At 54.7% G+C, this 26,310-nt stretch carries 25 protein-coding genes and 1 pseudogene; 15 read left to right on the forward strand and 11 right to left on the reverse strand.

The genetic code is table 11. The features are described 5' to 3' along the window. Positions 1–79: 79 nt before the first annotated feature. On the reverse strand, positions 80–709 hold the full coding sequence (locus A1830_RS00930; RefSeq protein WP_067700386.1) for a YfdX family protein: 630 nt from the start codon (positions 707–709) through the stop codon (positions 80–82). 239 nt (positions 710–948) lie between these two features. Here A1830_RS00930 and A1830_RS00935 point away from each other — a divergent pair, with 239 nt between their 5' ends. The 3 genes from A1830_RS00935 to A1830_RS00945 all read left to right on the forward strand — a co-directional run bounded on the left by A1830_RS00935 (position 949) and on the right by A1830_RS00945 (position 2,221). Further along, entirely contained in the window at positions 949–1,521 is a 573-nt protein-coding gene (locus tag A1830_RS00935) for a DUF308 domain-containing protein (RefSeq protein WP_067700388.1), read from the forward strand. A 27-nt stretch (positions 1,522–1,548) separates the two neighbouring features. After that, positions 1,549–1,848: an HdeA/HdeB family chaperone gene (locus A1830_RS00940; RefSeq protein ID WP_067700391.1), complete on the forward strand. Its 300-nt coding sequence runs from the start codon at positions 1,549–1,551 to the stop codon at positions 1,846–1,848. A 130-nt stretch (positions 1,849–1,978) separates the two neighbouring features. Continuing rightward, the gene (locus tag A1830_RS00945) at positions 1,979–2,221 is read left to right on the forward strand and encodes a hypothetical protein (RefSeq protein WP_067700393.1); all 243 of its coding nucleotides are present in this window, start codon (positions 1,979–1,981) and stop codon (positions 2,219–2,221) included. A 154-nt stretch (positions 2,222–2,375) separates the two neighbouring features. On the opposite strand, the gene A1830_RS00950 is transcribed toward A1830_RS00945, so the two are convergent. Genes A1830_RS00950 through A1830_RS00960 form a run of 3 tightly spaced genes read right to left on the reverse strand, consistent with a single transcriptional unit; the run spans position 2,376 to position 5,834 of the window. After that, a complete protein-coding gene (locus tag A1830_RS00950; protein ID WP_067700396.1) occupies positions 2,376–2,963 on the reverse strand; it encodes a Slp family lipoprotein in 588 nt (195 codons plus the stop codon). A gap of 59 nt (positions 2,964–3,022) precedes the next feature. Beyond that, positions 3,023–4,294, reverse strand: a complete 1,272-nt coding sequence (locus A1830_RS00955) for a phosphatidylserine decarboxylase family protein (RefSeq protein WP_067700399.1) — start codon at positions 4,292–4,294, stop codon at positions 3,023–3,025. Positions 4,295–4,334: 40 nt separating this feature from the next. Next, complete coding sequence (locus A1830_RS00960; protein WP_067700402.1) at positions 4,335–5,834, reverse strand: basic amino acid/polyamine antiporter; 1,500 nt, start codon at positions 5,832–5,834, stop codon at positions 4,335–4,337. A gap of 268 nt (positions 5,835–6,102) precedes the next feature. Between A1830_RS00960 and dalD the strand changes: the two genes are divergently transcribed. Together dalD and A1830_RS00970 are read left to right on the forward strand one after the other, a co-directional pair. Further along, positions 6,103–7,509 carry a D-arabinitol 4-dehydrogenase gene (gene dalD / locus A1830_RS00965; RefSeq protein ID WP_067700405.1) on the forward strand — a complete coding sequence of 469 codons (1,407 nt, stop codon included), beginning with the start codon at positions 6,103–6,105 and terminating at the stop codon, positions 7,507–7,509. Beyond that, entirely contained in the window at positions 7,506–8,036 is a 531-nt protein-coding gene (locus tag A1830_RS00970; protein ID WP_082804050.1) for a SemiSWEET family sugar transporter, read from the forward strand. The genes dalD and A1830_RS00970 overlap by 4 nt, the downstream gene beginning before the upstream one ends. Here A1830_RS00970 and A1830_RS00975 read toward each other — a convergent pair. Beyond that, on the reverse strand, positions 7,960–8,955 hold the full coding sequence (locus A1830_RS00975) for an acyltransferase (RefSeq protein ID WP_067700408.1): 996 nt from the start codon (positions 8,953–8,955) through the stop codon (positions 7,960–7,962). The two genes, A1830_RS00970 and A1830_RS00975, sit on opposite strands and share 77 nt — an antisense overlap. 221 nt (positions 8,956–9,176) lie before the next feature. Between A1830_RS00975 and glyQ the strand changes: the two genes are divergently transcribed. The 3 genes from glyQ (at position 9,177) to A1830_RS00990 (ending at position 13,433) form a co-directional block, all read left to right on the forward strand. Next, positions 9,177–10,088, forward strand: coding sequence for a glycine--tRNA ligase subunit alpha (glyQ, locus tag A1830_RS00980; protein WP_067700411.1), 912 nt, complete (start codon positions 9,177–9,179; stop codon positions 10,086–10,088). Between the two features lie 9 nt (positions 10,089–10,097). Continuing rightward, complete coding sequence (gene glyS / locus A1830_RS00985) at positions 10,098–12,167, forward strand: glycine--tRNA ligase subunit beta (RefSeq protein WP_067700414.1); 2,070 nt, start codon at positions 10,098–10,100, stop codon at positions 12,165–12,167. A 216-nt stretch (positions 12,168–12,383) separates the two neighbouring features. Then, positions 12,384–13,433, forward strand: coding sequence for an NAD(P)-dependent alcohol dehydrogenase (locus A1830_RS00990; protein WP_067700417.1), 1,050 nt, complete (start codon positions 12,384–12,386; stop codon positions 13,431–13,433). 32 nt (positions 13,434–13,465) lie between these two features. Here the strand turns inward: A1830_RS00990 and A1830_RS00995 are convergent, their stop codons facing one another. Further along, positions 13,466–13,759, reverse strand: a complete 294-nt coding sequence (locus tag A1830_RS00995; RefSeq protein ID WP_067700420.1) for an HTH-type transcriptional regulator — start codon at positions 13,757–13,759, stop codon at positions 13,466–13,468. Positions 13,760–14,150: 391 nt separating this feature from the next. Between A1830_RS00995 and A1830_RS01000 the strand changes: the two genes are divergently transcribed. The 6 genes from A1830_RS01000 to A1830_RS01025 all read left to right on the forward strand — a co-directional run bounded on the left by A1830_RS01000 (position 14,151) and on the right by A1830_RS01025 (position 20,434). Continuing rightward, positions 14,151–14,867, forward strand: coding sequence for a DUF3053 domain-containing protein (locus A1830_RS01000; protein WP_067700423.1), 717 nt, complete (start codon positions 14,151–14,153; stop codon positions 14,865–14,867). Positions 14,868–15,310: 443 nt separating this feature from the next. Next, positions 15,311–17,251: a PTS mannitol transporter subunit IICBA gene (locus A1830_RS01005; RefSeq protein WP_067700426.1), complete on the forward strand. Its 1,941-nt coding sequence runs from the start codon at positions 15,311–15,313 to the stop codon at positions 17,249–17,251. A 101-nt stretch (positions 17,252–17,352) separates the two neighbouring features. Then, entirely contained in the window at positions 17,353–18,501 is a 1,149-nt protein-coding gene (gene mtlD, locus A1830_RS01010) for a mannitol-1-phosphate 5-dehydrogenase (RefSeq protein ID WP_067700429.1), read from the forward strand. A 103-nt stretch (positions 18,502–18,604) separates the two neighbouring features. Further along, the gene (locus A1830_RS01015; RefSeq protein ID WP_304439230.1) at positions 18,605–19,129 is read left to right on the forward strand and encodes an MltR family transcriptional regulator; all 525 of its coding nucleotides are present in this window, start codon (positions 18,605–18,607) and stop codon (positions 19,127–19,129) included. A 72-nt stretch (positions 19,130–19,201) separates the two neighbouring features. Further along, complete coding sequence (locus A1830_RS01020) at positions 19,202–19,564, forward strand: YibL family ribosome-associated protein (protein WP_067700434.1); 363 nt, start codon at positions 19,202–19,204, stop codon at positions 19,562–19,564. Positions 19,565–19,768: 204 nt separating this feature from the next. Then, complete coding sequence (locus tag A1830_RS01025) at positions 19,769–20,434, forward strand: hypothetical protein (RefSeq protein ID WP_067700437.1); 666 nt, start codon at positions 19,769–19,771, stop codon at positions 20,432–20,434. 88 nt (positions 20,435–20,522) lie between these two features. On the opposite strand, the gene A1830_RS01030 is transcribed toward A1830_RS01025, so the two are convergent. The 4 genes from A1830_RS01030 to sodA all read right to left on the reverse strand — a co-directional run bounded on the left by A1830_RS01030 (position 20,523) and on the right by sodA (position 25,098). After that, positions 20,523–21,593 (reverse strand): sugar ABC transporter substrate-binding protein, encoded by a 1,071-nt coding sequence (locus A1830_RS01030; protein WP_067700440.1) that lies wholly within the window; start codon positions 21,591–21,593, stop codon positions 20,523–20,525. A 96-nt stretch (positions 21,594–21,689) separates the two neighbouring features. Next, on the reverse strand, positions 21,690–22,685 hold the full coding sequence (locus A1830_RS01035; RefSeq protein ID WP_067700443.1) for an ABC transporter permease: 996 nt from the start codon (positions 22,683–22,685) through the stop codon (positions 21,690–21,692). Further along, a complete protein-coding gene (locus A1830_RS01040) occupies positions 22,682–24,187 on the reverse strand; it encodes a sugar ABC transporter ATP-binding protein (RefSeq protein WP_067700446.1) in 1,506 nt (501 codons plus the stop codon). The genes A1830_RS01035 and A1830_RS01040 overlap by 4 nt, the downstream gene beginning before the upstream one ends. Before the next feature lie 293 nt (positions 24,188–24,480). Further along, positions 24,481–25,098 carry a superoxide dismutase [Mn] gene (sodA, locus tag A1830_RS01045; protein ID WP_067700449.1) on the reverse strand — a complete coding sequence of 206 codons (618 nt, stop codon included), beginning with the start codon at positions 25,096–25,098 and terminating at the stop codon, positions 24,481–24,483. 206 nt (positions 25,099–25,304) lie between these two features. Here sodA and A1830_RS01050 point away from each other — a divergent pair, with 206 nt between their 5' ends. Further along, positions 25,305–26,015: a DUF421 domain-containing protein gene (locus tag A1830_RS01050; RefSeq protein ID WP_067700452.1), complete on the forward strand. Its 711-nt coding sequence runs from the start codon at positions 25,305–25,307 to the stop codon at positions 26,013–26,015. Between the two features lie 39 nt (positions 26,016–26,054). Here A1830_RS01050 and A1830_RS20950 read toward each other — a convergent pair. Then, positions 26,055–26,252, reverse strand: a pseudogene (locus A1830_RS20950) (VapC toxin family PIN domain ribonuclease); the annotation flags it as partial. Positions 26,253–26,310: the final 58 nt, after the last annotated feature.

The raw sequence follows: 26,310 nt of genomic DNA on the forward strand, positions 1-26,310 counted from the left end.
CATCAGACACATCGTGTAATAAAACCGGGGGATGCAGTAAGACGCGCAGCGAGTTAGCGGTCTTAGTTAGCGATCTTGGTTAGCGGTCAACAACCACATCGCTTTCCACCACGATGGCATCTTCCGCGTTTTTGAGCATCAGATTGGCTTCGTAATATTTACCGTCATTCAGCATGCGCTGGGCCTCAGTCACATCATGACGCGTATGATTCAGCGGCATCAGCTCCTGATTTTCCATAATACCGATACCGGTCTCACGCAGCGTCTCCACTGCACCTTTCTTGTCACCTTTTGCCAGCTTAGCATTGGCCTTTTTAATGGCTGCTTCTTTCTCTGGCGTTGCAATATAGTTTTCTGACACGGCGATGGCGGCATTAATGATCACATACTTATCATCGATCATTCTGGCTTTATGGTCGGTCTTCTCAAATCGGGTCCAGTCGATGCTGTCATCGGCCAGCATTTTTTGCGCGTCAGCGGTCAGCTTTTTGGCCATATCAGGCTGTCCCTGAAAGATAGCGACCCGCGCCAGGCGGATATCACGCATGGCGATCATACCCTGGGTGGCGATATTCTGTGCATCGGTGACTTCTTTCTGCAGTGACGCTGAAGCGGCGGCGCTGGATGAGGCCGTTTCGGTGGATGCAGCCCATACCGGAGAGGCGGCCAGCATGGAGGTCAGTACGCCAGCAATAATGATTTTTTTCATTTGTTTATCCTTCTGAATATTTAAACTGTGGGAGTAAAATACTAATTAATAACCTCGACTGACGTAATCAGAGCCGGACGTAGATAATCAGTGATTACGCCTACAGCTGTAGGACAGAACTGAAACCCCCCACCCTTCTCTCTTATTTATCCCTGTTAGCGCGTGCATTACCCTACCAAGGTTCGTCAATACGCCCCCCTGGAACAGGTAGAAAATGATTAATAAAAAAAGGAAGGATAATGATAATTATCAGTAATGAGAAACTGAATCAGCTAAGCACTAAAGCATTCGAGCACTATCGACGTTCAGCAACCGTCATGGCTGTTCTGCTGCTTATTTGTGGCATGTGCTGCCTGGTTTATCCCTTTATTATGGGGGTATATATCAGCTATCTGGTCGGCTTTTTATTCGCCCTGTGCGGCCTTTATGCCCTGGGAAGCTGCTTTATCTTTCGCCACCGGGGAAAGAAAGCGCTTCTGCTGACGGTTATATTTGGTCTGGTATGGCTGATTATGGGTTATTCACTGCTGATCAATCCCGTCTACGGTATGATTTCGCTGACTACCCTAATCTGCTTTCTGTTTATTTTCGGAGGCATTTCGCGTATCGCCGCCGGGATCAGCATGCGTAAAAGCAGCGGTGCGGGCTGGCAAATTTTGATTGGTCTTCTGGATCTCATTATCGCCGTCCTCTGGCTTTCCAGCAGTGAAACCCAGACCTTCATTATCACCACCCTCTTTATTGGTCTTGAGATGCTCTTTACCGCCTGGGGCATTCTGATGATGCGTCAGGCGCTGCCTGCAAGAATTTAACCCTGAGTAATTAATCCGGAGATCGTTATGAACGTAAAAACCACCCTTTCTGCTTTCATCCTCTGCGCAGCAATTTCAGCCCCATTTTGCAGCGCCTGGGCTGAGTCATCTGCGCCGACGGAGATGAGCTGTAAAGAATTTATTAACCTCAACCCGAAAGCGATGTCGCCCGTCGCCTTCTGGGCGCTGAATAAGGATATTGATTTCAAGGGCGGAGATTTTGTGGATATGAATCAGGTCAACACCCTTTATATTCCTAAATTAACCCGGCAGTGTAAAACGAATCCGAATATGAAAGTCGTCGATGCGGTGAAAAACGCCGATTAGCCTGCACAGGCTGGTTGTGGCTGGATTTTATTTCGGATCGCTCAGCGTAATAAATCCTCCTGCTGAGTATTTCGCACCTTCTCAGGCCAGTCTTTAAGACTGGCATTTTTTATTAATGGACATAGTTAACATGAAAAAACGCAGTGTCGCCGTCGCTCTGTTATTTATCTTTCTCTTCTATACCTGGTTCTCTACCGACCCGGAGGAACTTCCTCTTACCCCGGTAAAACCGGAAATCAATATGATTAACGAGCCGGAATCCGCAGAGGAAAGCCCGTCAGACCATGTCGTACATATCGTGAGAGACGCAGCGGAAAAGGGCCTGCGCGTGATTAATTTTTCCTGGTCGGACCTGAGGGAACAGGCATGGTAAGTAGAGGTTGAAGACGACGAGAGAAAACATTGAAGGCATCGTAAGTAAACGTTGAAGGCGTCGTGAATTAATATTGAAGGGATCGTAAGTAAACGTTGAAGGGGTTGGGAGTAAAAATCCGCCACGGTTTCCCGTCGCGGATTGGTTTTTTTCGTTACCTGACCAGATACGACCCATCGGCAACCGGATAGACGCCGTTAAGGCCGTCGCCCGGCAGTGGATAGCCCCACTCGGGCGACCAGGCATAGCTCATACCGTCAAAGGGGATAAAGTTCTCCTCCTGCTGCCATACCTGATAACCGGCGACATTTAGCCTGAGGAATCGGTAAGGTGTCTGCCCGATTTTTAGCGGCTCCGTACCCTCAATCTGACCGAGGACCGTAATATAACGATGGAGCACATTCACCGGATCGATAAAGTTTTTACTGTACGCCAGAATACGCCCCTGATAGCTATCTCCCAGGACAGGTTTCGCCGAACGATTGAGCGGCAGGATGGCAATTTCCATAATGGTCTTTTCAGGCAGATTAATGACGTTTATTACCTTACCGCCCAGCCGCACCTCACGGCCCTGATATAACGAAGGCGCCTGCGAAATTTTCTCGAATGATGCCGGACTGATCGCCCCCGGCTCGCCGCGTATGCTCTGCGGCACGGAGGCACAGCCGCTCAGAAAAAGAATAACGGACGACAGCACAACGCCCTTGAAGGTATGCCTGGCAGCGAAATGAGATTTTTTCATAAAGAACTCGTATGCATTGGGAAGAAAATGCCGGAGAGGATGCTCCCCGGCCGTTGAAATTAGCGGCTGATAATGCGAGCCAGAGCGCTGTTGACGGGGATATTGCTGCTATCCAGGCCCGGGGTCTGCCCCCTGAGGTCAAACTCAATGTTCACCTTAGGTCCGAAAAACAGGCAGTGCGTGGAGCCGCCAAAGTGAAACATGCCGAGCTGATCGCCCTTACGGACGGTCTGGCCTTCATAGACGGTCACTTCACAGGTCGACACTTCGGCCATGCCCACCGCCATAAAGCACATCAGCCCGATGTCAGGATGATCCGCTTCGATGAAGATCAGCGCCCGACTCGCCAGTTCGGTGATGTAGCCCTGGGAAGCATTCGGCCCGGCCGTATCTTCCCCTTCGCTCAGCGTTTCGGAGTAGTAAGTGCCGTCGATGATGCGGGTTTTAACGACGCGGCCCGAGACGGGCGCATGCCAGCGGTGATAGCTCAGGGCGCTTAAAAACGCCTGATAAATTGTCCCACCCACAAAATGTGATGCCAGCGGATCGTTGTTCATCATAAATTGCAGCGCGTAAGGCTGTGATTTAATCCAGAATTTATCCTTCAGCTGAACCTCCTTCGCCAGCCGATAGGGGGCAGATTCACAGGCGTTAACCACCACATCATCATTTTCCGGCGCGGCTATCGGCCTGACCCCCTCACGAAAACGGCGGGTAAAGAAGTCGTCCCAGGAGGTAAAACCGTGATGGGGAAGCGAAGGATCGCAGATAAAGTCATCCACAAACGTCGGCATCGCCCGGCGCGCATCTTCGCCAAACCAGCCCGAGCGCGGGTCTTCACTGAGTACGGCGGCGCTCTCTTTCGAGCGCAGAAAGACCGCCCACTCATTGAGTATCGCTTTGATATGCTGATTAATGCGCTCGTCGAGGAAGCCACTCCAGCCGCCCTGCGTCGCCATTGACCAGTTGAGGATGGCATTGAAAGGGAAACCGACCAGGCCCGTTTCATCGAACTCCGGGGCATGCGTCATGATGACGTTAATCAGTGCGAGCATATGCTGATAATCGCGCACCTGCGGCAGCCCGGCTGGCGAAAGCCGGTGGGCTTCATCCTCGCTCACTTCATCAAACATTTGCGTAAACAGCATCCAGGCCCTGGGATCGGTCTCGATAAAGGTTTTGAACGCATCGACCACCGGCAGCAGCGGCTCGCTGCTTTCATCCGCTTTACGCATGATTTTCAGCATCCAGTCATGCAGGGTCTGCCGATCCGCGGGCATCCATTTCCCCACGGTATAGGTTTTATTACAGGGCTTTATGTCAGTTTTCATTGGAACTCCACTTATAAACGAGCGATGAAATTAAGGTTGATTACGATGGCTGGTAGACCTGGGGCAGATGGCCGGTAAAGAGCATCCACAAACCGACCAGCGCGGCGATGACGATAAGCAGTGCCAGCAGGCCTTCGTTGCGGGTAAACACCGGCTGGTCGGGCGACTGCTCTTTACGGGCGCGGATGAAGACCAGCAGTCCGATGGCGTAAATGGCACATCCCACCAGAATGAAAGAGAGCCCGGCGGCATAGACCAGCCAGATGCCGTAAAGCGTGGCCAGAACGCTGGTGACAAGCGCGCCGATGCGGCTGAACCGGGCCTTTTGCGGGTAACCCCCCGTTGCCAGCACCTTCCATAAGAAGGCCGCGGAGCCGATATAGGCAGGCAGGATCACCACGCCGGTGATCGACAGCATGACGTTCCAGGCATTGTGGGAGAAAAAGACCAGCAGCATCGCCGCCTGCATCACCAGGGTGGACACCCACAGCGAGTGCGAGGCGACGCCGTTAGCATTGGTTTTGGCGAAAAATTTTGGAAAGGTGCCGTCTTTGGCGCAGGCCCACGGCAGTTCGGCCACCAGCAGCGTCCATACCAGCCAGGAGGAGAGCAGCGCGATAATCACGCCAACATTGATAAAAATACCGCCCCAGGGTCCGACCAGCGCTTTAAGGATCGAGGCCGTGGAGGGCGCCGCCATGGCAGCCAGCTCACCCTGCGAGAAGACGCCAAACGGAATAATACTGACCAGCACAAACAGGACGGTGGCAATGATAAAGCCGAGAAAGGTGGCGCGACCGACGGTACGTCCATCGGCCTTATCGGACATCACGACCGCCCCTTCAATGCCGATATACATCCACAGCGTTACCAGCATGGTGCTTTTGACCTGATCAAAAATATCGCCCAGCGGTTTGTCCTGTAGCGCATTATCGCGAAGGTGGCCCCAGAAATCCGATCCCATCAGGTGGTGGTTGAAAGCGAAGAACGCCAGCACGACGATAAACACCACAACGGGAATAAACTTCGCGACGGTGCCGATGCTATTGAGCACCGAAGTGCCTTTCACGCCGCGCATCACAAAAATACTCAGCGCCCAGATAATGACCGACGCCACGGTGATGGCCTGCCAGCTGTTACCGCCTTTGAAGTAGGGTGGGAAAAAGAAGTTCAGCGCATCCATCAACAGAACGGCGTAGCCGACGTTGCCAAAGGCCGCTGACATCCAGTATCCCCACGCAATCAGGAAGCCGGTCAGCTTGCCGAAGCCCGTGCGGGAGTACATATAGATCCCGGAGGTCATTTCGGGATGCACATCGGCAAGGATCTGAAAGGTTCTCGCCAGGAAGAAGATCCCCAGCCCGGTAATCACCCATGCGATAAGAATGGCGCCCAACGCCGCCGACTGCGCCATGTTTTGCGGGATATTAAAGACCCCGCCGCCAAACATGGCGCTGATGACAAGTAACGTCATGGCAAGAACGCCAAACTGCTTTGTGGCCTGAGCTTTTGTCGCTTTGGCCTGCTTTTTTACCGCCATTAACTGCTCCTGATAGGGACGAAAATCGTTGTCGGCTATCTTGAGCGCAAGCGCGGAAAGTAAATATCAGAGCGCAGTTAGGGGTCTGTCGAATTTGTCCGTGGCCTGTAGGACTGGGCTGATATCAGCGCGGCGGTGAGGGTGATTCACCTGTCGATTTTCCTCTCTTGCAGGCAATTGTGTTCAGGCTATTTTTTATCCAGTGCTCATTTTGTGCTATTGTTACTGGTAACATTGGCACAATCCGCAAGGGGTTTAAGGAGAAAGTTTGAGTATTGATCCTCAAAAAAAATCGATATGGTTGCATCTGGGTTCAGGCGCTTTTCACCGCGCGCATCAAAGCTGGTATCTTAATCAGCTCAAAGAAAAGGGCGATGACCGCTGGTCTCTTTCTCTCGCGAATATCCGCAACAGCGCCACGCAAAAAACCCTGCAACAGCTTGCCCGCCAGCAGGGTCGCTACACGCTGGAAATCATTTCGCCCGAGGGGCAAAAGCAGTATCAGACGCTGCGAGCCATTGAAAACGTCATTCTCTGGGATGCGGGACTGCGTACGCTGGTTGATGAAGCCGCGCGCGCTGAGACAAAAATTATCTCCTTTACCGTCACCGAGGGCGGCTATTTCCTCGATGATGAGGGGCATCTCGATCTGACCGACAACGCTATCGCCTCGGATTTACAAGAACAGGCGGAAACCATCACGCTGTACGGGGCGCTGGTAAAGATACTGCGTGCAAGAATGGCGCACGACAGCGGACCGATCACCCTGTTGAGCTGCGATAACCTGCGCAATAATGGCGATAGCTTTTATCGCGGATTGATGGCGTTTCTCACGGCAAAACAGGATCCGGCGCTGCTGGCGTGGGCCAGCCAAAACACCTGTGCGCCAAACAGCATGGTTGATCGTATTACGCCCAAATTCGACGCAGAGATTTACACGCGCCTGGCGCAGAATGGCATTCATGATGATGAAGCGCCGCTCTCCTGTGAATCGTTTTCCCAGTGGGTGATGGAAGATAACTTTATCGCCGGTCGTCCTTCACTGGAAAAAGTGGGCGTGGAATTTGCCGAAAACGTGACTCCCTATGAGGAGGCGAAGATCCGCGTGTTAAACGCCAGCCACAGCGGCGTGGCCTGGATGGGTTCCCTGCTGGGTAAACGCTATATAGATGAGAGCCTGCTGCCACAGGTCAGGCAGTGGATGACTGACTATGTTATGCAGGACGTCAGCGCGGCGCTGCCTCCGACCAACATTGATTTAGCGGAGTACTGCGCGACCACGCTGCACAGGTTCAGCAACCCGTGGGTGCGTGATACTAACCAGCGCGTCTCTTCCGACAGCATCGCCAAGCTGCATGAATTTATCGTGCCGACCCTCAAAGCCTGCTATCAGCAGGGAGCGACACCCCGCGCGACGCTGATCCTCCCCGCCCTTTATTTCCGCTTTATGCAGCAGCGGGATCGGGAGACGCTGGGCTTTGAATATGAGGATCGCGCGCTGGAAAGCGTAGACTTTGCGGCGATATTCCGCGCCGGGGATCCGCTGGCCGCATTTGCAAAAACAAAAAAACTGTTCGGTTCGCTAAGTGAACAGCCTGAACTGCTGGCCGATTTACGGGATGCCGTGCAGCGGGTGGATACGCAATTGCAAATTATGGGGAGAGAACAGGCGTGAAAAATATCCTGATTGTCGCCGCAACGGTGATTCTGGCACTGCTGTCGATCGTTTTCCTCTCGCCGTGGCCGGTTGCCCTTGGCACGCTGGCCGCATGGGTGACCACCGGCTCGTTTTTCCTCCAGGTGCTGCACATCATCAGGAATAAAGATACCAGCGGGCTGTCGCTCGGCATGTGGGCTTCGCTGTTCTTCGGCGTTTCATGCTGGACGTGGTATGGCTTTCGCATGGGCGATATCCCGGTGATGTCGGCCAATGGGCTGACGGCGCTGCTGGCGCTGGCGGTGATCCTGCTCAAGCTTTATCACGAAAGGCCGGGGAAAAACCGTATACGCCGCAGGCTGGTTGCCATGCCAGGCGTGATCCTGCGGCCACGCATCAGTAGCCTGCGCCCGCTTAAGACCCGGACGGCGGCGAATCACCGTAAAAATAAAGCGTCGCCGCCGCGCGTCAGCTCACCAGACGCCGCTTATCAATCCGGTGCAGAAAAACGCCCAGCAGCAGGCTCCCCATCAGGGCGACCGTAAATACCAGCGGAATGTCGAGTAGCGGATGGCGGGTATTATCCAGGCCGTGAGTGCGCATAAAGTGAATAAACAGCGCATGGAAGCCATAAATGGGCAGGGAATAGCGCGAAATCGCGGCGAGGATCGGTAAAGGGCGCTGATTCAGGCCGTTCTTAAACAGGATCAGCAGGCTGACGGCGGCAATAAACACCACCGGCCCGCAGTAAAGATACCAGGTATCGGCAAATGCGCCGTTAATCGCCATCTGCTTTTTCGTTCCCATCGCAATGCCGGCAACGCTGGCGATAAACACCAGCCCGGCGAGCCAGTTCACGCCGCGCCGGTGGGTGTCCATCATGCCAATGGCGCGGCCAAACAGCGCATAAAGCACGTAATAGAAGCTGTCTCCGCTGATATAGAGATTCAGCGGCAGCCAGTGCACCCGCCCAACCGACTGGTCAACGGTATTTGGATTTGCCAGCACCGCCAGCACCAGGGTGACCATCGCCAGATACCCCGCGGTTACCGGCTTGACCTGAATCAGCGGCGACAGCAGATAGATGCCGATAATGGCAAAGAAAAACCACAGGTGGTAAAACACCGGCTTTTGAAACACATATTTAAGGGATAACCCTTCGCTAATCGGCGTCAGCCAGGTGATATAGGCCAGCGCGACCGCGCTGTAGAACGCCAGACAGAGGGCAATGCGCAGAAAATGTCGTCCCTGCGCGCTACGCTCGCCGAAAAACAGATAGCCGGAGAGCATAAAAAAGATCGGTACGCAGACGCGCGAGGCGGAGTTAAGCAGGTTGGAGAGGTCCCATGTTCGCTCGCCGACCACCGGAGCATGCGTGACATACCAGGTGGTGGTGTGGATCATTATCACCATCAGACAGGCCACCGCGCGCAAATTATCTATCCAGCCGATCTTATCCTTCATTTCTGTTCTCATCTGTCCTGCTTGTTGCGTCAGTGCGTAAAAGAGGGTAGCCGGGCGGCGATCGTTCAACAAGCCTCAAATCATAGAATTCAGACTGGGATGATGCCGCGCCAGAGTCCGATCTGAATAAGGTTGTCCGCGACTGCGGGCTGACTAACGCCCGGTCAAAGGGTATACTGACGCCCACTTTTATCACCTCTCGTATCGCGTGCGAATTCAAAATGCAAAAGTTTGATACCAAGACCTTTCAGGGACTGATCCTGACCTTACAGGATTACTGGGCGCGCCAGGGCTGCACCATCGTTCAGCCGCTGGACATGGAAGTGGGTGCTGGCACCTCTCATCCAATGACCTGCCTGCGTGCGTTAGGGCCAGAGCCGATTGCGGCGGCCTACGTTCAGCCTTCACGTCGTCCTACCGATGGCCGCTACGGCGAGAACCCCAACCGCCTGCAACATTATTATCAGTTTCAGGTGATCATTAAGCCCTCCCCGGACAACATTCAGGAGCTTTATCTCGGCTCGCTGAAAGAGCTGGGGATGGACCCCACCATCCACGATATTCGCTTCGTGGAAGATAACTGGGAAAACCCCACGCTGGGTGCCTGGGGTCTGGGCTGGGAAGTGTGGCTGAACGGGATGGAAGTCACCCAGTTTACCTACTTCCAGCAGGTCGGCGGCATGGAGTGTAAGCCAGTGACCGGTGAAATCACCTACGGCCTGGAGCGCCTGGCGATGTATATCCAGGGCGTGGACAGCGTGTACGATCTGGTCTGGAGCGACGGCCCGCTGGGCACGACCACCTACGGCGACGTGTTCCACCAGAACGAGGTCGAGCAGTCCACCTATAACTTTGAATATGCCGATGTCGACTTCCTCTTTACCTGCTTCGAGCAGTATGAGAAAGAGGCGCAGAGCCTGCTGGCGCTGGAGAAACCGCTGCCGCTGCCGGCCTACGAACGCATTCTGAAAGCGGGTCATACCTTTAACCTGCTGGACGCGCGTAAAGCGATCTCCGTAACCGAGCGTCAACGCTATATCCTGCGCATTCGCACCCTGACTAAAGCCGTGGCTGAAGCCTACTATGCGTCGCGTGAGGCGCTTGGCTTCCCGATGTGCAATAAGAAGAAATAAGAGGCCGCCATGACTGAGAAAACTTTTCTGGTGGAGATCGGCACTGAAGAACTCCCACCAAAGGCCCTGCGCAGCCTTGCCGAATCCTTTGCCGCAAACTTTACCGCTGAACTGGACGCCGCTGGCCTGACCCACGGCGATGTGAGCTGGTACGCCGCGCCGCGTCGCCTGGCGCTGAAAGTGGCTAACCTGAGCGCCGCCCAGCCGGATCGTGAAGTGGAAAAACGGGGTCCGGCCATCGCGGCCGCGTTTGATGCTAATGGCACGGCCACCAAAGCCGCCGAAGGCTGGGCCCGCGGCTGCGGCATCACCGTCGATCAGGCCGAGCGCCTGAGCACCGACAAAGGTGAATGGCTGCTCTATCGCGCCCACGTGAAGGGCGAAAGCGCCCAGTCGCTATTGCCTGCGATGGTCAGCACGTCCCTTGCTAAACTGCCCATCCCCAAGCTGATGCGCTGGGGCGACTCCGACGTGCAGTTCGTCCGTCCGGTGCATACCGTGACGCTGCTGCTGGACGATGAGATTGTTCCCGCTACCATTCTGGGCGTCACGGCGGCGCGCACCCTTCGCGGCCATCGCTTTATGGGCGAGCCTGAATTCACCCTTGACCGGGCCGACCAGTATCCGCAACTCCTGCTGGAGCGCGGCAAAGTTCTGGCCGATTACGAGGCGCGTAAAGCGCAGATTAAAGCCGGTGTGGAAGCCGCCGCGCGTGAGATTGGCGGCATCGCCGATCTGAGCGAAAGCCTGCTGGAAGAGGTCACCTCGCTGGTTGAGTGGCCGGTGGTGCTGACGGCGAAGTTTGAAGAGAAATTCCTGGCGGTTCCGGCCGAAGCGCTGGTTTACACCATGAAGGGTGACCAGAAGTACTTCCCGGTCTACAACAGCGCGGGCGAGCTGCTGCCTCACTTTATCTTCGTCACCAATATCGAGTCGAAGGATCCCCAGCAGATTATCTCCGGCAATGAAAAGGTGGTGCGACCGCGCCTGGCCGATGCCGAATTCTTCTTCAACGCTGACCGCAAAAAGCGTCTGGAAGATAATCTGCCGCGTCTGGAAACCGTGCTGTTCCAGAAAGAGCTGGGTACGCTGCGTGATAAAACCGACCGTATTCAGGCGCTGGCGGGCTGGATAGCCGGGCAAACGGGTGCCGACGTCAACCACGCCACGCGCGCCGGTTTGCTGTCCAAATGCGACCTGATGACCAATATGGTGTTTGAATTCACCGACACCCAGGGCGTGATGGGCATGCACTATGCGCGCCACGACGGTGAAGCAGAAGACGTTGCCGTTGCGCTTAACGAGCAGTATCAGCCGCGCTTCGCCGGTGATGCGCTGCCGTCTAACCCGGTGGCCTGTGCGCTGGCTATTGCCGACAAGATGGACACCCTGGCCGGGATCTTCGGCATCGGGCAGCATCCGAAAGGCGATAAAGACCCCTTCGCCCTGCGCCGCGCCGCGCTTGGCGTGCTGCGTATTATCGTCGAGAAGAAACTGCCGCTGGATCTGCAAACGCTGACCGAAGAAGCGGTGCGCCTCTACGGTAGCAAGCTGAGCAATGCAAAGGTGGTCGACGAGGTGATCGACTTTATGCTGGGTCGCTTCCGCACCTGGTATCAGGAAGAGGGCCACAGCGTGGATACCATCCAGGCCGTACTGGCGCGACGTCCCACGCGTCCGGCTGATTTCAACGCCCGTATGCAGGCCGTCTCACACTTCCGAACCCTTGATGAAGCCGCCACGCTGGCCGCCGCCAACAAGCGCGTGTCCAACATTCTGGCGAAGGCGACCGAGCCGCTGAACGACAGCGTGCAGGCCTCGCTGCTGAAAGAGAACGAAGAGATTAAGCTGGCGACCTATGTTTCTGCCCTGAGCAGCAAGCTGGCGCCGTGGTTCGCTGAAGGTCGCTATCAGGATGCGCTGGTCGAGCTGGCACAGCTGCGTACCGCCGTCGATAACTTCTTCGAGAAGGTGATGGTGAATGCGGAAGATCGTGACGTGCGGATCAACCGCCTGACGCTGCTGGCGAAGCTGCGCGAGTTGTTCCTGCAGGTTGCGGATATCTCGCTGCTGCAATAGGCCCTAAAGGCTTAGCGTGATGACGTAAACATAAACGGGCGGATTTTTATCCGCCCGTTTATGTTCAGCATGACGCTAAGCCTCACCCTGTAAGGGTACATACCCTGCCTGTGGCAGCCTGTCACTGCAATACGTCACCTCCGCTTACAACTCCTCCTTGCCCCCATGGATACAATTCTTTACCCTACGCCGCTTTACCTTTCCGGGAGCTTTAACATGCAGGTAACAGGTCTGGCAGCAAAATCTGCCACTACGCCACTCGAACCTTTCGAATTTCAACGTCGCGAACTTCAGTCCGGCGATGTGCATATTGATATCCACTACTGCGGCGTTTGCCACTCCGACCTGCATATGGCGCGCAATGAGTGGGGCGTCAGCCAGTTTCCACTGGTGCCGGGACATGAAATCGTTGGTCGCGTCATCAGCACCGGCAGCGACGTAACCGCGTTTAAAGCAGGCGATCTGGTTGGCGTTGGCGTGATGGTAGACTCCTGCGGTCACTGCTCACAGTGTAACCAGGGCGAAGAGCAGTACTGCGAAGCGGGCTACACGGCCACCTATAACGGCGACGAGAAGGTTATCGGCGGCAAAACCTTTGGCGGCTACGCAGACAGCATCGTTGTGGACAGCAAATTTGTGGTTACCGTTCCGGAAAGCCTTGAGCTGAGCGCAGTTGCGCCGCTGCTGTGCGCGGGCGTGACCACCTGGTCCCCGCTGAAGCACTGGAACGTGCAGCCTGGCCAGAAGGTCGGCGTGATTGGCCTGGGTGGACTGGGTCATATGGCGGTGAAGCTGGCCCATGCCATGGGCGCGGAAGTGGTGCTGTTTACCACGTCGCCGTCAAAAGGCAGCGATGCGCTCCGCCTGGGGGCCAGTAAAGTGGTTGTCTCTAAAGATGCCGCGCAAATGGCAGCAGAGGTCAGCAGCCTTGATATCATTCTGGACTGCGTCGCGGCTCCGCACGATCTGGACCCGTACCTCAACACGCTGAAGGCGAACGGTCATCTGGTGCTGGTGGGCATTCCCGATGCACCCCATACCTCACCGGACGTGGCGCCGATTGTCTTTCGCCGCCTGAGCATTTCCGGCACATCCATCGGCAGCATCCGTGAAACGCAGGAGATGCTGCATTTTTGTGGTCAGCACAATATCGTTTCGGATGTGGAAGTGATTCGTCTGGATGAGGTGGAAACCGCGTTTGAACGGATGCTGAAAGGCGACGTGAAGTACCGCTTTGTGATCGATATGAAGGCTTCGCGCTCGTAAAACACAAAACCCGCCAGCGGCGGGTTTTTCTTTTATGCCAGCAGCTCGCGGCTGAGGCACGGATTAGACTGAATCAACTGCATTAACTTCTGTGCGCTGCGCGAAGGCCTGGTGCGCTTCGCTTCCCAGCTTTTCACCGATGAAACGCTAACGCCCATGGCCAGGGCAAACTCATCAATTTCCAGACCGGTAATTTCCCTGATACGTTTTGGTTCGGGCATCAATACTTCACCCTTTAATGGGGGAGCGGACTGGATCACTTCACGGGTCAATACAATATGCTCAAGGCTGGATAACAGCTCGGACATAGGATCTTTAATTTCCATAGAGCACTCCTCATTAAAATCACAATAGTGAACGGCCAGAGGGTTAGAACCTGAGTCTCAGGCTCATAATGCTGGCGGCCAGTTGCCACGGAGATGCTCTCGTCGTATACATAAAGAGTACAGCGCGGGGGTACGCCAGGATCATAAGTATTAGATCAGATTTGGCGATTTGCGTCGTAATTTGAGACTATTTTTCAACCTTGCTTTTAGCAAATGTTTCCATATCCGACCAACAGCCTTATACCGCGGCCCGCTGGCGGTTGAAGCGTAATGCTTAAGAGTAAGTTTAAGCCCTATCCCCGGCCTCCGAGTTGGACTATTCTTTAGGCGCGGCGTCTGCCGCCCTCATGCTTGCTTAAAACAGCCTTATTATTTACAGGAGTTACTTCCCATGACGACAGGAATCTCGCGTGCGTGGACGCGTCTGCTGGTGCCTTTCGCGGCACTGTTTCTGGTCTTGCAACTGACCGGCTGCGGCGATAAAGAAGCCGATCAGCGCAAAGCATTTATCGATTTCCTGCAAAACACCGTCCAGCGCAGCGGCGAACATTTACCGGCGCTGAGCGCGGATCAAAAGCAGAAGTTTGGTCCTTACGTTAATGATTACGCTATTATTTACGGCTTTTCCCAGCAGGTTAATCATGCGGTCGATTCCGGTATCAAGCCCGTCGTGGATGAGCTGTCGGCCATTCGTATGCCACAGGATTACCTGACCCGCCGTGATTCTCTGCGCCAGGCAAGCGGCTCGCTCGGCGTGCTGACGCAGCAGATTCAGGCGGCCAGAACGCAGGCGGATAGCGGTAAGGCTGGCCTGAAACAGCCGTCCGATCTGAAAGCGGTTTACGATAACGTTTATAACAAAGTGGTGACGCAGCCCGTCAGCGTACTGATGCCGCTGCTGCCCGCCCTGCAAACGCTTAGCCAGAATGCGGTGCAGACCGGTGATTTCCTGCAACAGCAGGGTACTCAGGTGACCTTTAATGGCCCGGCCATTCAGTTTCCTACCCAGCAGCAGGCTACGCAGTACAACCAGATGATGACTAACCTGTCGGCCAATTCACAGGCGCTGGCCCAGGCGCAGAGCGCGTTACAGACTACCTTCCAGTAACGCCCTGATACGGCAAGGATGCCGTTTTATCCCCCCTGCTCCGTTAGTAACTTATTTACATCCCCCTGCACCGCCCTTTAATTAACCCCCCTTTCGGCCTGCCAGGCAGAAAATAAAATTTGAATGAGATCACAATTTCAAAACAAACAGCCAAATATATAATGTGATACTCATCACATTTATTCCCGATTAAGGTGAAAGATTCCGCCTGCGTATTTTATTTACAGCGTTTTATTGTGATCATTATCACTAAAATCCCCCCATACCCCACCCGAATCTAGTGATGTGGATCACACTTTCTCTGCTCACTACGCAGGCAGAAAGTCACGTGATAGAGTCCGGCTGCATACAGTGATACCGACGGTGCCACCGCGACTTCCTCAACTAAAAAATCTCTCGCGCGCGCTTTTTTGTTAGCGCGGAACAATAAGGGGTGTGTTTTTATGTCCTCATCAGATATCAAGATCAAAGTACAAAACTTTGGTCGCTTTCTGAGCAACATGGTAATGCCGAATATTGGCGCGTTTATCGCCTGGGGTATTATCACCGCGCTGTTTATTCCGACCGGCTGGCTGCCGAATGAAACCATGGCCAAACTGGTCGCACCGATGATCACCTATCTGCTGCCGTTGCTGATTGGTTACACCGGGGGTCGACTGGTGGGCGGCGATCGCGGCGGCGTGGTCGGTGCAATTACCACCATGGGCGTGATTGTTGGTGCGGATATGCCAATGTTTCTCGGATCGATGATTGCCGGACCGCTGGGCGGCTGGGCCATCAAAAGATTCGACCGTCTGGTCGACGGCAAAATCAAAAGCGGCTTCGAGATGCTGGTTAACAACTTCTCTGCCGGGATTATCGGCATGCTGTTGGCTATCCTCGCGTTTCTGGCGATCGGTCCGCTGGTAGAGGGGCTATCGCATATCCTCGCCGCGGGCGTAAACCTGATGGTGCAGAACAATCTGCTGCCGCTGACTTCAATTTTTGTTGAACCGGCAAAAATTCTGTTCCTGAATAATGCCATCAACCACGGTATTTTCTCCCCGTTAGGGATTCAGCAGGCGAGTGAAGCCGGTAAGTCGATCTTCTTCCTGATCGAAGCTAACCCCGGTCCGGGCCTGGGCGTGCTGATGGCCTATATGTTCTTTGGCCGGGGCAATGCCAAACAGTCTGCTGGCGGTGCGGCGATCATCCATTTCCTGGGCGGTATCCACGAAATCTACTTCCCCTATGTGCTGATGAACCCGCGGCTGATTCTGGCCGTTATCCTCGGCGGTATGACCGGCGTCTTTACCCTGACGCTGCTTCACGGCGGTCTGGTTTCTCCTGCCTCGCCTGGCTCAATCCTCGCCGTACTGGCGATGACGCCAAAAGGTGCCTACTTCGCTAATATCGCGGCGATTGTGGCCGCATTTGCCGTCTCTTTCGTGGTTTCCGCTATCTTACTGAAGACCAGCAAGGTGAAGGAAGAAGAGGATATCGACGCGGCCGCGCGTCGCGTTAGCGATATGAAAGCGCAGTCTAAAGGCCAGGTCGGGACGTCGTCTGCCGCCGCGAATGGCGCTAACGGTCTGAACAGTGATTTGAGCCTGGTGCGCAAAATCATCGTTGCCTGCGATGCCGGAATGGGTTCCAGCGCAATGGGCGCGGGCGTTCTGCGTAAAAAGGTTAACGATGCCGGTCTGACGAATATTTCCGTGACCAATACCGCCATCAATAATCTGCCAGGCGATGTGGATCTGGTCATTACCCACCGCGACCTCACCGAGCGCGCCCTGCGTCAGGCTCCTCATGCCCAGCACATTTCGCTGACTAACTTTCTCGACAGCGGACTCTATACCGACCTGACATCGCGTCTGGTGGAGGCGAATCGCAGCGCGGGCCATCGTGATAAAGTGAGTGCCGCCCTGAGTGATAGCTATGACGACAGCCAGGAGCATCTGTTCCGGCTGAGCGCCAGCAACGTTTTCCTCGGCAACCACGCCAGCAACAAAGAGCAGGCCATCCGCTTTGCCGGTGAACAGCTGGTGAAAGGGGGCTACGTTGAGCCAGAATATGTTGAAGCCATGCTCGACCGTGAAAAGCTCACGCCGACCTACCTGGGCGAATCCATCGCCGTGCCGCACGGCACCATTGAAGCCAAAGACCGCGTGCTGAAAACCGGCGTGGTGTTCTGCCAGTATCCTGACGGCGTGCAGTTTGGCGAGGAGGAAGAGGATATTGCCCGGCTGGTTATTGGTATCGCCGCCCGCAATAATGAACACATTCAGGTGATCACCAGCCTGACGAATGCGCTGGATGATGAGAGCGTGATCGCTAAGCTGACCACCACCTCCAGTGTGCAGGAAGTGCTGGATCTGCTGTCAGGTAAAAAAACAGCGTAGCGCATCAGGCTGACAGAATTGACCTCCCTGGGCCGGGCATGCCCGGCCCATTTTCCGGGTCGGGTTTGTCCGGCCCTCGATCGTTAATACGGGAAAAAGTTATGAAAGCATTACATTTTGGTGCCGGTAACATCGGCCGTGGGTTTATTGGTAAGTTACTGGCAGACGCCGGTATTCAGCTGACCTTCGCTGACGTCAACCAGGTGGTACTGGACGCGCTCAATGCGCGCCACGAATACCCGGTTCGCGTCGTCGGCGAAGAAGCCCAGCTGGAGATCGTGAAGGGTGTGAATGCGGTCAGCAGCGCCAGCGATGACATTATCCCTCTGATTGCGGAGGTGGATATCGTGACCACCGCAGTGGGCCCGCAGATCCTCGAACGTATCGCAGGCGGCATCGCCAAAGGGCTGATCGCGCGCAGCGACAGCGGCAATAGCCGTCCGTTAAATATCATTGCCTGTGAAAATATGGTGCGCGGCACCACCCAGCTTAAGGGGCACGTGCTCAAGGCGCTGCCGGAGCAGTATCACGCCTGGGTCGATGCCAGCGTTGGCTTTGTCGATTCTGCCGTGGACCGCATTGTGCCACCTTCCGAGGCGGGTACGGCTGACCCCCTTGAAGTCACCGTTGAGACATTCAGCGAGTGGATCGTCGATAAGACACAGTTTAAAGGCCCCCTTCCGGCGATCCCCGGCATGGAGCTGACCGATAACCTGATGGCGTTTGTCGAGCGCAAGCTGTTTACGCTCAATACCGGACACGCTATTACCGCCTATCTCGGCCAGCTGGCCGGACACCAGACCATCCGTGATGCCATTCTGGATGAGCACGTACGTAAGGTGGTTAAAGGGGCGATGGAGGAGAGCGGCGCGGTGCTGGTGCGGCGCTATGGCTTTGATGCTGATAAACATGCGGCCTACATTCAAAAAATTCTTGGCCGTTTTGAAAACCCCTGGCTTAAGGATGATGTCGAACGCGTGGGACGTCAGCCGCTGCGCAAGCTGAGTGCAGGCGACCGCCTGATCAAACCCACGCTGGGTACGCTGGAATATGGCCTGCCGCACGATAACCTGGTGACGGGCATTGCCGCTGCAATGCATTATCGCAGCGACCAGGACCCCCAGGCGCTGGAGCTGACAACGATGCTGTCAACGCTGGGGGTGCAGGCTACTCTGGTGGAGATTTCCGGGCTTGATGCCGACAGCGAAGTGGTCACCGCCGTAGTTAAAGCCTGGAACGCTATGGCATAATGCCCGCACTTCCGATTTCAACGGATGAACGGACAGGGTACGGCAAACGCCGTACCCGTTAAGGCGGCACCCCGCAGGGTCAGAGATTGATATGCAGGCTCTTATGGAAAAACCACAGGCTTTTGAGAATCGGGTGCTGGAACGCCTGAATGCAGGACGTTCGGTAAGAAGTTTTCTGATTGCAGCCGTTGAGCTGCTGGCCGAAGCCGTTAACCTGCTGGTGATTCAGGTTTTCCGCAAGGATGATTATGCGGTGAAATATGCGGTCGAGCCTCTGCTGCTGGGCAACGGGCCGCTGGGTGAACTGTCGGTGCGCCTGAAGCTGATTTATGGCCTTGGCGTAATCAACCGCAGCGAGTACGAAGATGCAGAACTGCTGATGGCGCTGCGCGAGGCGCTTAACGACGATGGCACCGATTACCGCTTTACCGATGATGAGCTGCTGGGACCCTTTGGCGAGCTGCACTGCGTGACCGCTTTACCCCCCCGCCCCGATTTTTCCATCGCCGATCCGGAGATGGTCGCCATGCTCCGGCAGCGCTACCAGCAGGTCGTCCGTTCCACCCTGGTCCTGTCGCTGACCGAACTGATTTCCCGCATCAGCCTCAAGCAGGCTTTCAAAAAGTAGCCGGCTGCTTTTCCCACTTCCTGCCGCTTTCGTGTATCCTTGCAGCAATGAATCACACTACGGTTAATGATAATGAAAGAACACGTTCAGGAAGAGATAAAGGTCCTCAGCGATAAGCTGGACGCCCTTACGCATAAAGAGCCACTGCTGCTGGAATCCGGCGATGCAGAGAAGCTTGGCGAGTTACAGGAAGCCAAAGACAAGCTGATTGCTGAGATTGAGCGCCTGCGTGAAGTGCGCGATGAGAACCTGAGCAAAGAAGCGCAGAAGCTGAAGCAGCTGCCGTTCAGCCGGGCGATCACTAAAAAAGAGCAGGCCAATATGGGCGCCCTGAAGAAAAGCGTGCGCGGTATTGTCGTGGTACACCCCATGACCGCGCTGGGCCGCGAAATGGGCCTGAAGGAAATGACCGGCTTCGCTAAAACGGCTTTTTAATCCTTACCTCCCTGCTGCGGGTATAAGGCTCCCTTATCCCCGCACGCCAACACAGTGTCACCCTGTGTAATCATTATTGCTGATTTTATCACCAGGATCGTCAGACGTTTTTTTAATGGTGTAAACATAAATGAGTCTTTTTTTATATTATTTTTCATAAAAAATAAATAGAGTTGAGGAGTTTATTTAAAGGATGAAAATAAAATGCCTATTACAAACATTATAAAAGCTTACATATTCAGAAAAACAGATGCAGTTTATGAACTCGCACAAAAAGACGAAAAACACATCGACCTCGCTAAGAGGTTGCTCGAAAAAAAAATAAAGAACATTGTTAACAGACCCAGAATGTTTGATGTGAAAAAATATGGTGAAAATATTGAAAAATTAGCGAAATTATCTGGAATAACCAGATTATCGAATGTATCTAACCACCCTGTTGATTCAAATAAAGATAAATTAAATATAAATCCGTTCGTTGCCTCTAATTCCACTAAGGAAAAAACCGATGAACATATGAAGATTACTGCATTTATGAATAGCGATGAATTTATATTCACAATGCTCAAAATGACCATTGACCATTGTAATAAGATACTAGATGAAACAACCGAAAATGCTAAATCGGATATGCGTAGTATTGTTACCAACCTGAGTGCGTTTTCAATGACTGAAAGAAAGGAGATGGCTGAGGCTGCAACAGCACTTTCAAATAAAAAAATCACCAGCGAACGCTCTTTCATCACTTATGGTAACTCCGCCCTCCCCCCGCAGAATGAATCAGAAGAACGGAGAGTTCTGCAAGCCCATGTGAAAGAAGTAAAAGCATGGTGTGACTCCATGTTAGACCCTAAGACAGCTTCTAAATAAACGGAGAGAACAATTATCATAAATTTAATGCCCTCTCCCGGGGAGAATATTTTGGGAAATGTTATTACCCGAATCGCACAAAAAACGCTTATTTTTTCGCGTACTTAGCCTGCAGCGTGGCAAACCACGGCGCGACAAAATCGGATGACTCCCCCCAGCCCGGCAGGATTTTATTCAGGCTGGCGACGTTAACCGCACCCGGCTGGCTGGCAAGCTGCGCCTGAGAAATGGCTGCCGCCTTAAACTGCCAGCTGGCCGGGGTCTTTTCCCCCCCGATTTTATTCGCCACCAGACGCATATTGATCGCGCCGATAAGCTTGCTGTCCACCGCCACGGTCTGTTTCCACGGGCTGTTCTTCTGGTGCATCAGCTGCAAATCCTGATTGGATACGTCGATGCTGTAGAGCTTGATCTCCGTGCGGCCATTCTCCTGCAGAGCCTTGTAGGCCCCCTGGGCAAAGGCATCCCAGGATCCCCAGATAGCATCGATCTTCCCTTTCGGGTATTTGGCCAGAATCGCCCCGATTTTATTGGCGGTGTCGCCCTGCACGTCAGAGGATACTGCGCCGATCGACTCCAGCTGGTGAATGCCCGGATTGGCCTTCAGCACTTTCTCATACACCACCTGACGGCGATCCATCGCCGGGAAGCCCGCGACCCACAGCTTGACGATATTCGCCTTGCCGTTGGTGTCTTTGATCAGCTGATCGAGCGACAGCTGCGCCAGGGAAGCATCATCCTGCGCGGTGACGGTCACGCCCTCCACCGGCTGGTTAACCGGCGTATCGAACACGGAGACTTTTATACCCGCATCGGCAATGCGCTTCACCAGCCCGGTCGAATAGGGGTCTTTGCCGTGAGAGAGGATAATGCCGTCATATTTCTGGCTGATCGCCTGATTAACGAAGTCCTGAAAACGCGCGTCATCACCGTTGCTCAAAAAGGTGCTGACCTTAAAACCCAGACTGCGGCCTTCCTGAATGGCACCGGCAACAAACTGGGTGGTGTTGTCATCCGATCCCAGATTACGGATAACCGCAATGCGTACCGGGCCGGCGTGGTTGGCAATGGCGGCCGGAACGGCAGCGCCGGTCTCGGCAAAGGTCGGGGCGGTGGAGAGCAGGCTGATAGCAAGCAGTGCCAGTGGGAGCTTTTTCATTATTATTACTATCCTCTTAGACAGTCAGGGCGTCAGAGACGCCGGATTCAGCACAGGTTCGGGCGCCTTTCGGCACCCGGGGAACATTAACGGTGACTAACGCCGCTGGATATAGGTGATAGCCAGCGCGACGGCCAGTACCAGACCTTTGATAATATCCATGGCGTAATAGGGCACGGAGAGCATCACCAGCCCGTTTTGCAGCACGCCGAGGATCACCGCCCCCACCAGCGTGCCCAGCGCATTCGGCTTTCCGGAACCCGCCAGCGAGAATCCAATCCAGGCGGCGGCGACCGCGTCCATCAGATACCCACCACCGGCATTGACCTGCGATGAGCCGATGCGCGATGCCAGCAGAATGCCGCCCAGCCCCGCCAGCAGTGAGGCAATAACGTAGGCCAGCACGCGATAACGATTCGTACGAATACCCGACAGGCGCGCCGCCTCTGGATTACCGCCAATGGCATACATCCGACGGCCATGTTTGGTCAGCGACAGCCCAAGCTGGGCCACCAGGGTGACCACCAGCATAATAATGACGATGGTCGGCACCTGGCCGAGCAGGGAGAAGTTGGCCGGGATGGTCCCTTCGGCCATATCGCCACTCGGCATTACCATATTTTCCGTAATGGAGCCGCCAAAGCTCCAGGTCATTGCCACCCCCTGCACAATAAACAGGCTGGCCAGCGTGGCTAACATGTCGGGAATTTTCAGCACAACGATCAGAAAGGCGTTAAACAGCCCGACCAGGGTGCAGAGCAGCAGCGTAAGCGCTATTGCCTCGGCGCTGCCGTAGCCGTACCAGACGAACAGGGAGATAACCAGCGAGTTTGCCAGCGACGCGGTAGACCCCACGGAGAGGTCAAAGCCGCCGATGGTCAGCGAAACCGAGACGCCTACGGCGATCACCGTAACGATGGCGATTGAGCGCAGGATATTAATGATGTTGGTCGGCTCCAGAAAACTGTCCGAGGCCAGGCCAAATGCGGCGATGAGCGCCACGCAGGTTAACAACATTCCCCACTTATAGAGAAATTCAAACAGCTGGTGACGCACGGGCGTCCGCTTCAGGGAAAGTTCATTGCTGCTCACGCAGGCGTTCCTCCGGTGGAATAAAGTAAAAGTGTTTCTTCATCAACGTCCTGGGCAGCCATTTCAGCCACAATGCGTCCGTCCCAGAGGACGCAGATCCTGTCGCACAGGCCAACCAGCTCGGAGAATTCACCCGACGCGTAGATGACCCCTTTCCCCTGCCGTGCCAGCCCGTCAATTAGCGTAAACAGGTCGGTTTTGGCTTTTATATCGACGCCCTTCGTCGGCTCATCGAGAATGAGGACGTCAGCGTTATTGCGCAGCCATTTGCCGATCGCGACCTTCTGCTGATTACCGCCCGACAGGCGCCTGAGCGTCTGCTGCGGCCCGGTGGTGCGCACCCCGAGCTTTTGAATAATCTCTTCTGCCCAGCGCCAGGCCTGACGGTGCCCGAACAGGCCCCAGCGGGAAAAGCTGTTATCGTCCGTAACGCTGAGGTTCATCGCGACCGATTCGTCGATAAAAATGCCCTCTTTCCGCCGCTCCTCGGGGATCAGCGCCATCCTGTTTTTCACCGCCGCATGAGGCGAGGTGGGTTTCCAGGGCCTTCCGTGCAGTTCGCCCCGCGTAATCCGGCTGCGACTGACACCAAACAGCGCCTTGCACAGCTCGGTTTTCCCCGCGCCGGCCAGCCCGGCAATGCCCAGGATTTCGCCTTTGCGCAGCGTCAGCGAAATATCGCGCAAAAGGTGCTCATCGTGCAGCCCCTGCACCGCCATCAGCGTCTCCCTGCCGAAGGGTGGGCGTCGGGGCGGATAGATGTCGTCCAGCTGATGGCCCAGCATCTTCTCAACGATCTGCTCGCCGCTAAGCTGCGCCATCGGGCCCGTTTCAACCAGCTGGCCGTCGCGCAGCACCGTCAGCCGATCGCAGATTTCCCGCAGCTCATGAATGCGGTGAGAGATAAAGACCACGCCGATCCCGCTGCTTTGCAGGCGGCGTACCACGGCGAACAGCCGCTCGCTCTCATGCTGATCCAGCGGCGCAGTGGGTTCGTCCAGAATCAGAAAGCGACAGTGATGGGAGAGCGCGCGGGCCAGCAAAATCTGCTGCTTTTCCGCCAGCGAACACTGATCGATGCGGCGACGCACGTCCAGTGAGACGTCCAGCTGTTGCAGCAGTGCCCTGGCCTGCTGGCGAATCTCGCCCCAGTGATAAACCTGTCCACCTTCGGCCAGCCTGTCGAGCATGATGTTTTCTGCCACGCTCAGGGTCGGTACGAGGGCGACATCAACCTCCTGCTGCACCAGATGGATCCCCAGCTGTCGGGCATCGCGCGGTGTGCGGATGGATACCGGCTTACCATCAAGCAGGATCTCCCCGCTGTAATGATCGTACGCCCCGGATAATACGGCCATCAGCGTCGATTTCCCCGCACCATTAGCGCCGGTCAGGGCATGAACCGAATGACCTTCAAGGCTGAAATCAACGCCGTTGAGTGCGGAAAAACCGCCAAAGGCAATGGCTACCTGACGCATTTCTAAGCGATTTACCCCGTTCATAAGCGAAATTCTCTGGCGAATACAAAAACGTCTGGCCGCATTTTTTAATGGTTTGTCACGGCTGACAACGAACGAAAGCGCATAAGCTAACACAAAATGATATTAGCCATCCAGACATCTGGACACTTAAGCGGTTAACGCCGGATTGCGGGGGATAATCAGCATAAACGGGGGGAAGAAGCCGATCGGGCAGGATTACACGCGATTTTACGCAGATGATGGCCGGAGACAGACGTAAAAAAACCGGCGAAGCCCTCTCGCCGGTTTGTCTTCACGCATCAGCGTGGAGGGATTTATTTTGCTGCGGAGAAACGGGCTGCCGCTTCGTCCCAGTTAACCACTTCCCAGAACGCCTTAATGTAGTCAGGACGTTTGTTCTGGTACTTCAGGTAGTAGGCGTGTTCCCACACGTCCAGGCCAACAATCGGCGTACCGGAAGCGCCAGAGATAGCTTCACCCATCAGCGGGCTGTCCTGGTTAGCCGTAGAGACGACGGCCAGTTTGTCACCCTTCTTAACCAGCCACGCCCAGCCTGAACCAAAACGGGTTGCGGCCGCTTTCTCAAATTCAGCTTTGAATGCGTCCACGCTGCCGAAGTCTTTTTCGATAGCGGCTTTAAGGTCGCCACTCAGGGTGGTGCCGGTTTTCAGGCCCTTCCAGAAGAAGCTGTGGTTAGAGTGGCCGCCCGCGTTGTTGCGCAGTACGGTTTTCTTGTCCGCAGGAACCTGATCCAGTTTAGCGATCAGCTCATCTACCGGCAGGCTGGCAAATTCGGTGCCTTCCAGCGCGGCATTGGCGTTGTTGACATAGGTCTGGTGGTGTTTAGTGTGATGGATTTCCATCGTCTGCTTATCGAAATGTGGCTCTAACGCGTCATAGGCGTAAGGCAGGGATGGTAGTGAATAACTCATGTTCATCATCTCCATAAAAGTTGGCGGTAGCTGTGTTGCTCCGCGTAAGCAGTCGGATCATTATAGTTAAATAAACGGTGGGTAAAAGGGTTATCAATGCCTTACTCTTACCGGGGTTTATTATTGAGGTGTTACCGCACAGTTTCTCTACTTATCCCTGGCTTCTGCTACGCTAATGAAGAACTTTTATCGAAGGGAAGAGGCTTATGGAGTACTACGGATTTATTCTGCTCAAATTTTTTATTGGCTTTGCCATCGTCATTACCCACCTGAATTTTTCCGGAAAAACTCAGCTTTCACAAATGACGCCCGTCGACTTTATCGGCAACTTTGTGCTGGGCGGCATTATTGGCGGCGTGATTTACAGCGACAGTATTCCTCTGTACCAGTATGTGGTGCTACTGCTGATCGGCGTGGCCTTTATCACCTCACTTAACGCCATCAGTAAGCACTTTTCGCTATTTCGCTCCATCACCATTGGCGACCCCATTCCGATCATCAAAAATGGCCAGTTCCTGATGGACAATATTCTCGCCCGACGGAACAAGATCGACATTCTGAGCGTCGCCTCGCAGATCCATACTCAGGGCATCCTCTCCTTTCAGGAAGTGCGCTACGCGCAGATTGAGCCGGGCGGCCAGGTCACGGTCATTGCCGAGGGTAGCCTGATGCCCTCGGTGATCGTCATGAAAAACGGCAAGGCGCGGCCCGGCGATCTGGCATTGATTGATAAAGACGAAGCCTGGCTACTGAAGGAAGTCGAGCGGTGTCAGCTGAAACGTGAGGATATCTTTCTCACCGAGTTCTGGGAGGGGAAGCTGATGTTCATTATGAATAACGGCGATATCGTCCGTCAGAGCGAAGAGGCCGAGCTGGGATCGGCGGGATTAAAAGTGGGCGAGCGGCAGGACCGGTAAGGGGCCAGCAGGCGGTCAGTTTCTAACAACATAAGGCAGTCACTCACTCCAGTCTTCCAGTTTAAGGTCCGGTACCCGCACAAATTCACGCGTATTATTCGTTACCAGAATGGCGCCCACGGCTACGGCATGGCCGGCGATAGCGGTGTCGTTAGGACCGATCGGCGTGCCGGCTGCGGCCAGGATGGCTTTGATCTGCGTGGTAGCGTCTACTGCTGCACGATCCCAGGGAAGGAGATAAGATCAACGTTAACATCAATATCAGCGTGATTATCTCCTGTAGCGCAATAGGTTC

This window comes from Erwinia sp. ErVv1, from assembly GCF_900068895.1.
Classification (GTDB): Bacteria; Pseudomonadota; Gammaproteobacteria; order Enterobacterales; family Enterobacteriaceae; genus Erwinia.